General features: G+C 42.3%; 11 protein-coding genes. 7 read left to right on the top strand and 4 right to left on the bottom strand.

Annotation, left to right across the window (positions count from 1 at the left end):
* The first annotated feature begins 380 nt into the window (after positions 1 to 380).
* The 7 genes from LC653_RS31200 to LC653_RS31170 all read left to right on the top strand — a co-directional run bounded on the left by LC653_RS31200 (position 381) and on the right by LC653_RS31170 (position 7,876).
* Complete coding sequence (locus LC653_RS31200; RefSeq protein WP_229498499.1) at positions 381 to 644, top strand: hypothetical protein; 264 nt, start codon at positions 381 to 383, stop codon at positions 642 to 644.
* Positions 645 to 722: 78 nt separating this feature from the next.
* On the top strand, positions 723 to 977 hold the full coding sequence (locus LC653_RS31195) for a hypothetical protein (protein WP_229498498.1): 255 nt from the start codon (positions 723 to 725) through the stop codon (positions 975 to 977).
* A gap of 372 nt (positions 978 to 1,349) precedes the next feature.
* Positions 1,350 to 1,988: a hypothetical protein gene (locus tag LC653_RS31190; protein WP_229498497.1), complete on the top strand. Its 639-nt coding sequence runs from the start codon at positions 1,350 to 1,352 to the stop codon at positions 1,986 to 1,988.
* A 98-nt stretch (positions 1,989 to 2,086) separates the two neighbouring features.
* Positions 2,087 to 3,454: an HlyD family secretion protein gene (locus LC653_RS31185; RefSeq protein WP_229498496.1), complete on the top strand. Its 1,368-nt coding sequence runs from the start codon at positions 2,087 to 2,089 to the stop codon at positions 3,452 to 3,454.
* Positions 3,455 to 3,460: 6 nt separating this feature from the next.
* Entirely contained in the window at positions 3,461 to 5,470 is a 2,010-nt protein-coding gene (locus tag LC653_RS31180; protein WP_229498495.1) for an ATP-binding cassette domain-containing protein, read from the top strand.
* A gap of 24 nt (positions 5,471 to 5,494) precedes the next feature.
* Positions 5,495 to 6,601 carry an ABC transporter permease gene (locus LC653_RS31175; protein WP_229498494.1) on the top strand — a complete coding sequence of 369 codons (1,107 nt, stop codon included), beginning with the start codon at positions 5,495 to 5,497 and terminating at the stop codon, positions 6,599 to 6,601.
* Positions 6,602 to 6,757: 156 nt separating this feature from the next.
* On the top strand, positions 6,758 to 7,876 hold the full coding sequence (locus LC653_RS31170; protein WP_229498493.1) for an ABC transporter permease: 1,119 nt from the start codon (positions 6,758 to 6,760) through the stop codon (positions 7,874 to 7,876).
* A gap of 276 nt (positions 7,877 to 8,152) precedes the next feature.
* On the opposite strand, the gene LC653_RS31165 is transcribed toward LC653_RS31170, so the two are convergent.
* The 4 genes from LC653_RS31165 to LC653_RS31155 all read right to left on the bottom strand — a co-directional run bounded on the left by LC653_RS31165 (position 8,153) and on the right by LC653_RS31155 (position 12,295).
* On the bottom strand, positions 8,153 to 9,016 hold the full coding sequence (locus LC653_RS31165) for a PEP-CTERM sorting domain-containing protein (RefSeq protein WP_229498492.1): 864 nt from the start codon (positions 9,014 to 9,016) through the stop codon (positions 8,153 to 8,155).
* A gap of 1,147 nt (positions 9,017 to 10,163) precedes the next feature.
* Entirely contained in the window at positions 10,164 to 10,286 is a 123-nt protein-coding gene (locus LC653_RS46455; RefSeq protein ID WP_267923241.1) for a hypothetical protein, read from the bottom strand.
* A 613-nt stretch (positions 10,287 to 10,899) separates the two neighbouring features.
* Positions 10,900 to 11,310 (bottom strand): hypothetical protein, encoded by a 411-nt coding sequence (locus LC653_RS31160; RefSeq protein WP_229498491.1) that lies wholly within the window; start codon positions 11,308 to 11,310, stop codon positions 10,900 to 10,902.
* Positions 11,311 to 11,482: 172 nt separating this feature from the next.
* Complete coding sequence (locus LC653_RS31155) at positions 11,483 to 12,295, bottom strand: TspO-related membrane protein (RefSeq protein WP_229498490.1); 813 nt, start codon at positions 12,293 to 12,295, stop codon at positions 11,483 to 11,485.
* Positions 12,296 to 12,646: the final 351 nt, after the last annotated feature.

Here is a 12,646-nt window from a genome sequence, read left to right as displayed (position 1 = left end):
CCCCCTTGATAAGGGGGGATTAAGGGAGGTAATAATTCGATTAAAATCACAACATACCACTTTTCAAACATCCTCTGAAGTGCTTCTAGACCAATAATGGTGTAAAAAATGCTGGCGTTCAAGATAATTACTGTAACAGTCAATTATCAAGCAGATATAATTTTCATATTAATAATTCTGATAATTAAGAACTAAGACAACAATTTAGGTGGCGTTGTAGTCTACCTAAATTGTTGTTTTTTAGCAAATATATATTAAAGATAAACTTTACAAAAATTAAGGATAAAAGGTCTTGCAAAATTTTTTAAATTGTTTATAGTTATTTTGTTGAACTAAAGCAGTTCAGCTTTCAATTAATCTCTTTTGAATAGATAGAATCTATGGCTACGATAAAAATATCTGAATTGCAGCCAGAAAGCCAATTCGAGAAACTTTCTGATGCCGATTTACGGTTAGTTAATGGAGGCCAAGCGTTCCAATTTACTACAGTTGGATCTACTCTTGTCACAGGTGTAGCTATTGGGGGGGGAAGGATTGAAAACGGTACTCAATCAACTGCTAGCTTAAATGCAGGGGTTGGATCGCCAGTTGTCAATGCTTCTCTTTTTGCTGGTGGTTTCTCACGATCTTTCCCTGGAACTTAAAAATCATCAGGGAAAATTTTAGAAGGATAGTAAATAAGATACGTCAACGTATTACCAAGAAAACTCAAAGAGGAAATTATGGCTAATATCAAAATCGCTGAATTACAATCTAGCTTGCTTGAAGAAGTATCAGCTACAGATTTGGAGGCTGTTCATGGGGGTCAGACACCTGGTGTTCAAGCTGTTGGCTCAAGCTCAGGAGTCGGCGTAGGTTTTTCTAGTGGTGGATCATCGGGTGTCGAGACAGTGAGTCAGAGTTCCCTTGGTGGTACACTAGGAAATTTCACCGTAGTCTTTGGAACAGCAAGCCGGGGTTTTACTTTACCCTTTTAGACAACTTAATGCTTTAGGCATTACCTAAAGCTGCATATTTAGGGCTGGAGTTAAACTTTGACTCTAGCCCTTCATTTTTAACGTCGTACTTGTAATGTCGCTAATGGCGCGATGCAAATGCATATTCATTTCAGTCAAGGCTTTGAAATTTTATTTAGATGTGTTTGCCTTAGAGCTTGTTTGAAAAGTAGTTAGCTGTGATTTTAGGCACTTATTGATCCCCCCTAACCCCCCTTAAAAAGGGGGGAACTGGAATTAAAGTCCCCCTTTTCAAGGGGGATTTAGGGGGATCTAGAACGTTTTGTTACCGAGAAGAGAACTTTTCAAACATCCTCTAAGTTTTCGTTCTCTAAAAATACTAGGAATTAAATTATGGGGGCTATCTTATATCCACTCTATACGGTAGCTAATTTAGTCTTAGCTACATGGAGCATAAGTTTATGGCAACACTCACACCATGCCAACATATTGTTGCTGCTGTTAGTGATAGCTGGAATGACCTATGACAATCTGATTATTTCGCTGGGTCGTTTAATTAATGAAGGTAATTTCCTAAAATTACTTAATCGTCTGCGCTTCTTATTACATGATTTATTGATTCCATTGTTAGTGGTGGTGGCTGTTAAACTAGCTAGTGCTGCTGGTGTGTTGTGGGCAAGTAAACCGATTTTGCTCTCTGGTTCCTGGACGATTACATTTGGTTTGATTGGATTGGCATTGGTGACTAATTTTAAGCACTTGGAACTTGCACCAATAACTTTTGCTGGCAGTTTGCGATATAAACCTAAAAAGAGTCAAGCGCCAATTTTGACAATTTTAATCGCTTTGTTAGTTGGTGTGGCAGGATTCTACATTTGGCGTGAAATCCAATGGCCTTGGATGTTTGTGGGAACAGTGGTAATGTTTTTTGGCAATGCTTTACCTACAAAGATTTTTGGTTCTCTAGTTGGTTCGGCAGTTGATTTTGTATTTATCTTAGCTCTGTTGACAACACAGATTGTATTGTATTAATTAGGGATAATTTCGCCCCTCTATAAGCCCAAACTTTAGTTTAAGGCTTGCTGCAAGATGGGAATCCAATCCATAAATTAGTAATCAAGGGTAATAGCATGGCTCAGACTGTCTCTAAATATACAGAAAGTCTTCCTGCTCCAGTGTCACCAGCAAAGCAGCATCGCACCAAAGCGGTTCCTTTGATATTGGCAACGGTGACGATTTTAGCAGGTATTGGTTATCTATTTTGGAGCTTACAGCCGCAACCTAGAGCAGACATACTCAAGGTAAGTGGACGGATTGAAGGTTATGAGACTGAGATTGGCGTCAAGCATTCGGGACGAATTGAGTCGATCGCAGTACGCGAAGGCGCAGCGGTTAAAAAGGGTGAAAAATTAATAAAATTAGATAACAGCAACGACCAACTGCTGCAAGGACAACTGCAATCTGCAAAGGCACAGGTTGCGTCTGCTCAATCTGATGAACAACAGGCTCGTTCAGATGTAGAGCGGGTACAAGGTGAGATAGAAGAAGTCAACAGCCAAATCCTTGAAGCACAACTTAATTTACAGCAGTCTAGAGGTGATACGGTAGGTCAAGTTAATCAAGCACGAGCTAACACTGCGGCAGCTAGGGCACAAGTGGTGCAAGCGCAGGCGGTACTCAAACAGGCAGCAGCAGAAGTCAAGCTAGCTAAAATAAATCGCGATCGCTATGCTAAATTGTTGAACGATGGAGCAATTACCCAACAGCAATTTGACCAAACACAAACTACCTTCGACACTGCGATCGCAACTTTACAGGCACAACAGGCAGCAGTAAATGCGGCTTCTGAGCAGTTAAGCGCTGCCCAAGCGGGACTGAGCCAAGCACAATCAACTGGTTTCAACCCCGGTATAAGAAACGCGCAGTTAGAAGCGTTAAGGAGAAAGCGTGCTCAAACCTATGCTCAAATGAAATCTGCTTGGGCGCAAGTGAAATCTGCTCAGGCAAAGGTCAAAGTTGCGTTGGCATCAGAGCAACAACTCCTTACCCAAATTAAAGATTCCAATAAAGACCTAAATGTTGTCAGTCCTCTAGACGGTGTTGTAACTGCCCGCAGTGTAGAACCAGGTGCAGTGGTGGATAGCCAAACGAACATTCTGACGGTGATCGATCCCTATACGATTTATTTGAGGGGTTTTATCCCTGAAGGGGATATTGGCAAAGTGCGCCAAGGACAGGTAGCTAAAATCTTATTAGATTCTGCGCCTAATAAACCCCTCAAAGGTAAGGTAATTGCCATCGATCCACAAGCCTCGTTTACACCTGAGAATATCTATTTTCAGAAGGATAGGGTCAAGCAAGTTGTTGGTATTCGCATGAGTGTTGAAAACCCTGCGAGTTGCTTTAACCCTAAAAAACCCTACGCTGGTGCAGATTTACCCTGTGCCAAGATTGGGATGCCAGCTGATGCAGAAATTCTATTGAAGGGTGCAGAGTAATAGGCAATGGATCACACAGTCACAAGTGGCACTCAAATTTTACCCCAAGCCGTAAGTCTTTCAACTGAAAGCATCTACATTCGAGGCTTGCACAAGCACTATGGTCGTTTAGCCGCAGTGCGGGGGATTGATTTGACAGTGCAACAGGGTGAGATGTTTGGGCTGATTGGCCCTGATGGTGCAGGGAAAACCACAACCTTTCATATTCTAGGTGGCGTGATGGAACCCACAGCCGGAGAAGTGCAGGTATTTGGTCAGCTTGCACGGGATGCTCGCTCAATAACGGGGTATTTGACGCAGCAGTTTTCTCTGTACTTGGATCTCAACATTAATGAAAATTTACGTTATGCAGCAGGCTTGCGGCAAGTGCCGGATGATTTGTTTTGGACACGTCGCGATCGCTTGCTACGCTTGATGAACTTGGAGCAGTTTGCCGAGAGGCAGGCTGGAAAACTCTCAGGCGGTATGAAACAAAAACTAGCACTTTGCTGTGTTTTAATTTCACAGCCCCAAGTCTTGTTACTGGATGAACCCACCACAGGTGTTGACCCGGTTTCACGGCGAGAGTTCTGGGATGTGCTAGCGCAACTATCGGCGGAAGGTATGACTATTGTCGTTGCTACACCTTACTTAGATGAAGCAGAACGCTGCCATCGTGTAGCTTTGATGTATGAAGGTCAAATTCAAAAAATTGGTACTCCTGCTTCTTTACGCTCCAGTTTAGCTTTACATCGCCTAGAAGTTCATACGTCAAATCTGCAATTAAGCGAACAAGTCTTATTACAGACTGCACAAGCAAACATTGTAGATGTGCAAACATTTGGCGATCGCCTTGATGTCCTTGTCAAGGATATGACTTTAGGTCATACACAGGTGCATCATCTGCTGCAACAGCAACAATTATCATCCTTTAGTATTGAGTGTAGTAGCCCCACATTAGAAAACGTCTTCGTTACCCATTTACGGCAACAGGGGTTAGCAACACAATTTTTTCCATTTCCGAGAGCCAAGGCAACAAACAAGCAATGGAAAGTGGAGAACTATAGCTTAACCGTAACAGAAGGCGATAGAGAAATTAACTCTAGTTCCTCATCCATTGCCATATATGCTCACAACCTCAACCGCTTTTTTGGCAATTTTCAAGCAGTCAAAAGCGTCAACCTTGAGGTGCGCTACGGCGAAATATTCGGACTCTTAGGTGCGAATGGATCTGGGAAAACCACCACAATCAAAATGTTGTGTGGATTGCTTAAAGCCAGTGGTGGTGTCATTTCTCTTGGAGGCGAAACAAGCAACCTCCGTAGTGCTGAATTGCGGCGGCGTATTGGCTACATGAGCCAGAAATTCACCCTTTACGATGACCTAACAATTTTGGAAAATCTGGAGTTTTATTGCGGTGTTTATGGTGTACCTCGCAAGCTACGCCAAGAGAAAATTGATTGGGTGATTGCCATCTGTGGCTTAGAGGGGCAGGAAAAGATGCTTACCGGGCAGCTACCGGGTGGTTGGAAGCAGCGAGTTGCTTTTGGTGCTTCGGTAATGCACGAACCAGATATTCTATTCCTTGATGAGCCAACATCAGGGGTCGATCCGCTTGCACGCCGCCAGTTTTGGAAGCTGATTAATGACTTTGCCCGCAACGGGACAGCTATTTTGGTGACTACGCACTACCTTGAAGAGGCTGAACAGTGTAATCGCATGAGTTTTATGGTTGCGGGAGAAACCGTCATATCGGGTTCTCCTAGTTCGATTAAAGCCAGTCAACCCGGACAACTTATGGAGGTTATCGTCAACCAAAACCAAGCTGCTGCCGATTTACTCAAACAATACCTTGAGCCTTGGCGTGTCTCCATCTTTGCCGATAGCTTACACGTTGTCCTTGACGATCCCGATCAAGAACTTCCTCGACTCTTAAAGCTGATAGAATCTGCTAAAATCACCATTTACCGTGTCCGCCCCATTTCTTTCTCCCTAGAAGACGCTTTCATCGGTATAGTACAACGAGCGCAAAACTAGAATTTTTTATATTTTTTTATATTTATGAAACGGATTTTTGCTCAGTTTACCAAAGAACTAGTACAGTTTCAGCGCGATCGCCTGACATTAGGGTTGGCATTTCTACTGCCATTTATGACGTTACTAATTTTTGGGTTTGCAATTCGCTTAGAAAGTAAAAATATTCCGTTAATCGTACAAGATTTTAACCGTACAAACATTAGCAGTAGCTATATTGAGCGACTATACGCCACCAATCAGTTTATGCCCACCCAATGGTCGGGAAACGACCCGGTGCGGGATGCCATCGACCGTGGCATTGCTAAGGCAGCAGTCATTATCCCTCCTCAATTCAGCCGAGATGTGCAAGCTGGTAGAAATGCTACGATGCAAGTGTTGATTGATGCTACGGATGTCAATAATGCTCGTGTCATAAAAAACAGCATTCAGAGAGTGACGAATTTTTTTATGCAAGAGCAAGGACTTATGACATTTAATAGCAGCGTCACACCTCGAATTCGTTTATGGTTTAACCCCGGTCGGTTAGAGTCCTTGTATATTGTACCGGGAGTCTACGCTGTGGTTTTGTGGATTTTTCCGTCTTTACTGACAGCGATCTCAATGGTGAGAGAAAAGGAAAAAGGCACCATATTACAACTTTACGCTTCTAGTATAAGTGCAACTGAACTGTTACTTGGTAAAGGACTGGCTTACCTGCTGATAGCTATCCTTCAAGCATTCATAGTGATGGGGCTAGGGTCGCTAATTTTCCAGGTTCGCTTAGTAGGCGATTCTATCACCTTGTTAATAGGAACCCTCCTCTTTCTCACAGACAGTGTTTTGTTTGGTTTGCTATTTGGGGTACGAAGCAGTAACCAAAATGCTGCTGTACAAAGTGTCTCTGTGATCGGTTTTGTTACCTCTCTATTACTGTCTGGTTTTATTTATCCTATTAGCAACATTCCCTTTCCCATATCACTTATGCCTAACATAGTTCCCGCCCGCTATTTTATAGATATCACTCGTGATGCATTTGTCAGGGGTACCGGATGGGCAGGAGTTTGGTTTGATATAGTCATGCTGATTGTTTTTGGATTGGTGTTTTTTAATATAACGCGTCGTGCTTTAGGTAGGATGCAATTGCCTTATTAAACTGTTACTTGCTAATTATTGATTCCTAATTATTTTAAGCTGTTGCGCCTAAAAGTTGCACTCTTTGTAGCGTAGATTCCTTACATTAAAGGCATTGCACACACAAATTATATAACCTAAAGCTTACTACCCTCCAACCTCTAACTACTAACCAATATGTTTTTTTCACGACTATTTAATAGTTCATTTTGGGCATTACTTCGCAAAGAAATCAATCAAATTTTGCGAGATAAGCAGTTAATTATTCTGCTGATTGTGCCACCAACGATGCAATTATTACTTTATGGATTTGCACTTAATCCTGATGTACATAATTTGAAATTGGGTGTTATTGATTATGCGAATGTAGGTGCTAGTCGAGAACTGGTTCAGGCAATGACCTCTAATGGCATTTTTAGCATAGAATCTGTACCAACAACTGAGAAAGATTTAAGCCGTCAAGTAGAAGAAGGCAAACTGAATGTGGGGGTGCTCATTCCACCAGAATTCCCCAGAAAGCTGGCAAAAAAAGAAGCTGAGATTCAAATATTCATTGATGGAGTGGATGCAAACGCAGCAGGCATTGCCAGTGGCTACATGACTCAGATTATTCAAAATTATAATCGTAACTTTGGGCAAACCCAGCTGAATCCTCCAGTATCACTCCAAGTGGTGTTTTTGTATAATCCAGGGCTAATAAGTAGCTGGTATTTTGTGCCGGGAGTCATGGGTCTAGTGTTAACGCTTGTTGGAACACTAGTTTCATCAGTCGCTGTTGTGCGAGAGAAAGATAGCGGAACTTTGGAGCAATTACTTATGACACCAGCCGCAAACTGGGAAATTTTGCTTGCCAAAATTTTGCCCTTAGCGTTTTTGCTCATGGGAGATATTCTGCTAGCTTTGACTTTAGGACAATTGGTCTTTGGTTTGCCGTTGCGTGGAAATTTTCTACTATTTTTTGGGCTGTCAATTATATATCTGCTTGTTGGGATCAGTATAGGTCTTATGTTGGCGATGTTTTCAAGCTCGCAACAACAGGTGGTACTGATGTCATTTTTCGTCAATATGCCGATATTGCAGACTTCTGGGGTGCTTGCCCCTATCGAAGCCATGCCCCCCTTTTTTCAAGTCCTATCTCTGCTGAATCCCTTACGTCATTACATTGCCATTGTTCGAGGCATTTTACTTAAAGGGGTTGGTTTAGAAGTGTTATGGATGCATATTCTGGCATTGCTTAGTATTGCTGTTGTGTTATTAACTATTAGTCTTAGCAAGTTTCGCAATCAATTAAGTTAGAGGATGTCTGATAAGCTGTTGCGCCTTCAATTTGCACTAATATTTTTTTCAATATGATTGTGGGGTGGGCAACATGAGCGCCCTGATAATGCAAGTTGTATACGTAACAGCTTACCAATTCTTTATGGGGGCTAACCAGAATACGTGGTGCGTGAAAACAAAAAAATTATTTTCAACGATCGCTAAAACTTACAGCAGTTTTCATATATTTGAACCACATTTATCGTAGGGGCACAGCATTGCTGTGCCCTTACTGCTTCCCCCGGTGCAAATGTACTAAACTCCAGTTAAATCCTTATTAACCAACAACGCAGCCGAAGAAGCTTTTTTAAGCTTGCGTATCGAGGCAGCACCAAGCATAGTGCAACTAAACAGTGAACCTAGAATTGTTGAGGGTTCTGGGACAGTATAGACGTTCACCTGATTACTTTTAGATTCTACTAAGGTTAAACGAGTTGACTGCTCGAAAGTACGGGAATATTTACCCTTAAAGCTAGTCGAAGCATATTCCTGTTTTCCGCCAAAAGATTTATCAATAGAAGGCTGACCTAAATCAAAAGTTATGTTATCACTCGGTTCAAATGCAAAAGCATCATTGTTACCTAGAGTTGATAAATTTCCATAAATATTGAAAGAGTCCAAAAGCTCATTACTATCCCTGTCGTATAACTGATATGAAAACAATCCATAAGCATTTGCACTTTCAGTTAATGCATCATCAATGGATGTTTGAAGCTTAAAGAAGCCACTGAAATCAAAAGAAAACTCTTTGTCTTTGTCTACTGTAAAGTCATAACCGATAATCCCAGCCAAGCTTTCCGCCGACCCTGTATAGCCATAACCCTGACCTTCAGCTTGGCTGAAGGACCAATTGGAGGCAGAGTTGTTTACATCGACATTAAACTTAGCCTCAGCTTTAGCATCAGCACTTACTTGACCACCTGTGCTAATTGTTTCAGTCACAGTATCAGTCAGAGTCTTAACACTTAAAGGGCTGCTACTAAAGTTGTTTATGTTGAATTTTGACTCAGAATATGCAATGGTAGCAGCTTGGCTCGGCGAGGTTGCCAATATCGAAGTAGCGATCGCTGGAGTAGCCAGTGCCAAAAAACGCATTACAAATTTAATGTATTGTTTCATACAATTCCTTCTTTTTTCTTTTACGAGGCTAGTGTTGTAAATTTGTCATGCTTAATGACTTGCCTTACTAGTGAGCAGGCAATACCGTTGAGTTAAGGAATTTCTTGGTTGAGGCAGGTAGGGGAGGCTCTTGAAAAAGAAGCAGGGGAGCTTTCTAGCAAAGGGGATAGAACAGAAAGGGGATTCGACACTTCTCTACCAGAGGCTGCGCGTAGCAAGATCCCCGTAGGGGTACGACAGAGCTACGTGACCACCCCGCCTGTTGCGTTAGCTTCCCGTAGGGTACGAGAGCCACGCTGTTGTGGAGGATTCAGACCCATATTGCCCCCTTCATTCCACGGCAGTTCTTGAAGAGGTCATTTCCCCCAGCAAGAATTGCCTCTTCGTTGAGGAAAGAGGGTTATTGTTCAGTAATTCTTCTCTCCCCCCTGCTTCCCCTGCTCAAACCGTATTGAGTGAGCAGGAGCAAAATATAGGCAAGCAGGATGGACAGCTTGGGAAATTCTCAAGCCGCTTTTGCCTTATGCAGAAGAAATCTTCTATTTAATAATGAATGCTTTTTTACCGCTTTAGCACCATAAATTTAGTAATAACCGCATCAGTGATTTTGTCATGAACCCTGGATCGCAGATAATTAGTTACATACTTATGCTAATCGTGCATCCGTTCATTTCTTGTAAAGTTTGAGTAAAATAAAGTGTTTATTAATTGGTATTTAGGTAAAAATTCAGGAAGGCAGGAGATAACAATCACAATCTCGTAGGTTTTCCATAGAGTGGGACTTTCATCTTTAGACTTGTCCGAGAATTGAAAAAGCAGTCTGTGCCAGGGCTATTTCATTCTCAAAAGTAACGCTGAATGATATAATTAAAGGTTGATTATTTGCCAGCAATTTGACTAATGTCTGAACCAGCCATCTTCAAAGCATTTGCAGACTTACCAGACCCGCGTCAAAGTAGTGGTCAACGTCATACACAGTGTCTTAGTGTAAAAAAGGCAAAATGCAGGTATGCTAAATCTATAACAATGCAATAAGTGTGTGGGTTTATAACCTCAGATTTATCTCGTAGCGATCGCAAAAGCTTACCAGCTTCTCCTGTTGCTTTTGCACTCCATTCACTAATCGAGGACTTAACTTGCTCTAATTCTAAAATTCTCGCTGTTGTTGAATCGTAACGATCGCCTGCTCGACAATGATTTCCACCAGTTGTTCCAAAGCCAACTGTATAAGGGTTTCACGGTCTAGTTTCAGAGGCAGGTTTTTTTGCATCAATGTGATATTCCACCTCAGATGTCACACTTGTCAATACCTCCTGACCTGAATCCTTACGGCAAAACAGAAAAAGACAATAATAGTTGGCTTAATCTTTTAATCCCTAAACCTATACGGGAGTATTTGTGATTTGAACCATAATTTAGCCAAACGGTCACGAAATAGTTCAAAAGTAATTAGGACAAGATATGCTTCATACTTGAGATGTGAGTTGTAATAATGATAATCGTATAGTTGGGGGAGACAGGGGTGAGCAAGGCTCACCCCTGTCTCATTAATAAATAAACAGAATGGGAAGAAGCTGCCGTAGGCAGCTTCTTCCCCCACCCAAATGATTATCATTCTTATGTAGGTGACTGTGACTCATGCCCAACAGTGTCTCGCTTGGGTTTGCGTTGTCCAACTCGTGTGCCTGACTTTTTCTGGTGACTCTTATCTGTTTGCTGTTGCGTGTCCTGGGTTATCGTCTGAACGTCAGTACTGGAATTACTAAGTGGCGTTTCAGTAATTTCAAGATCAGGAGTAGATGTAGTTTTCTTGCGAGTCTGCTTCTTTTTAGGGGCGCCTGTCGCTTGTCTTGGTGTTTCAAAATGCTCTTTAATAAATTTATCTAATAATTCACTTGAATCTGTAGGCGATTTTGGTTGGCGATTCCCTTGCTGATGTGTGCGTGGTAATAACCCGACATAACCGCAACCATAACTCGCTTCTGCTTCACGGAACTGTTGTACCCATCGACCAGGTAAGCCAGAACTGATTGTGTAACATCTGTTGTCAAATTTGATTTAAATCCCAGGTAATCTGACAAAAACATTAAGTTCTGGGTAAAAATGGGATTCAATTCGGCATCAGTACGAACGCAGTATTTTAGACCAAATTGTGATGCGTGTGCTTCTCCTGGTGGGCAACGCCAATGACCGGATGCTGTTTTTTGATAACGCCCAGGATATTTTTGTGCTAATTTCTCTAATTCATTAACTGTTTTCCACTCCTCCCAGCACGCACCATCATGACGCAACACAAAAAATTAGAAAGTGAATCGGGCGCAGTAAAGCTAGAAGCAGATAAATCTTATAAACTTGCGCCTGGTCGAGTACGTCACCTAGAGAAGGCTCCGCGAAAGCGCTTGCCAGACATAAGCGAGGAAATGTGAGATATGCCTGGAGCGATGGTAGGCGGGTACGCCATCGCACTTAAATATGTTCTTGTTGGGGGCGTAAGCTGTTAATCGTAGCGGTCAAAACTAGGACAATTGCCAAAACCAACGCGGCATTTCTGAGCATTGAATTATCAGAGTGCTTGAGTGCGTTCGTCGCAGACGTTGGCGCAGCCATCGCTACCAATGCCCAGAGTATTACTCCTGTATAAGCGATGTCTCGACGCTGGATGACAAAAAATGCTGCAACTGCTGTTGCTATCGATACCATGATCAGAGTCCAGATTACAGCAGAAATCCCCCAACCGTTCCACCCGTGAAAATACAAGGCACACGCTACGTTGACAATAGTCGCCACGCTAATCCAGCCTAGATAAATGCTAATCGGAAAGTGAACACACCATTTTTTCAGCCGAGGTACACGCGATTTGCCAATTTCTAACTGCACATAAACACCAATCAGGGGCAACAGAATCAAGAGCATTGCAATTACAGAAAGAGCAAAAAGCCGAGACAAAAACAGATACACCCAGATACTTTGAGCAACACAGGCAATCACCAATAGATAACCTGTCTTACGTAAATCAGGCTCATCTCGTTGAGAAGGCAACGCTTGGTATACCCCAAAAGCAAACAACCCAAGGTAAATCAGCCCCCAGATAGCAAAAGCGTAATTGGCAGGGATAATCAGGACATTTTTAAACAAAGTATTGGAAATTTCCCCTATGCTGAGTCCATTGAGCGGAAAAATGTTCGATACTACGTTGATAACAAAAGCACCAAAGATTGCAGCCAAAGTAACAAGCTGCCGCGAAAAATCCTGGTAATTGCCTCTTGTGGGCTGGTGCATAGGATGTTAACTCATATCTTTTGTGCTTTTAGCTTACATCTGAAAAAGAGTGATGCATATAAACCACGAGTCTTGCAGTGCAAGTTAATGAGGAACCAGAGCGATCGCTTGTCTCAACTGGGGTGTGAGCCTACGGTGGGCAGATACGCCGGGATCACTCTGCTACTTCATCAGGGAGTAATGGAGTGCGATCACCTACGGTGGGCGGGTACGCCATCGCACTTTTTTGCGTATTCAAATATTTGAATACGCAAAAACTTAAATACTAGTCTAATTTGGCACCTGGATGACCATTCTCAACAACAAAGGAAGCAAAAGTGTATACAGGCGCATCTGGACGACTCACAGTTG

It is taken from the genome of Nostoc mirabile CHAB5784, from assembly GCF_020829645.1.
Taxonomy (GTDB): Bacteria; Cyanobacteriota; Cyanobacteriia; order Cyanobacteriales; family Nostocaceae; genus Nostoc; species Nostoc mirabile.
Note: the sequence above shows the minus strand (reverse complement) of the source record. Positions and strands in the feature narration are given on the sequence as shown.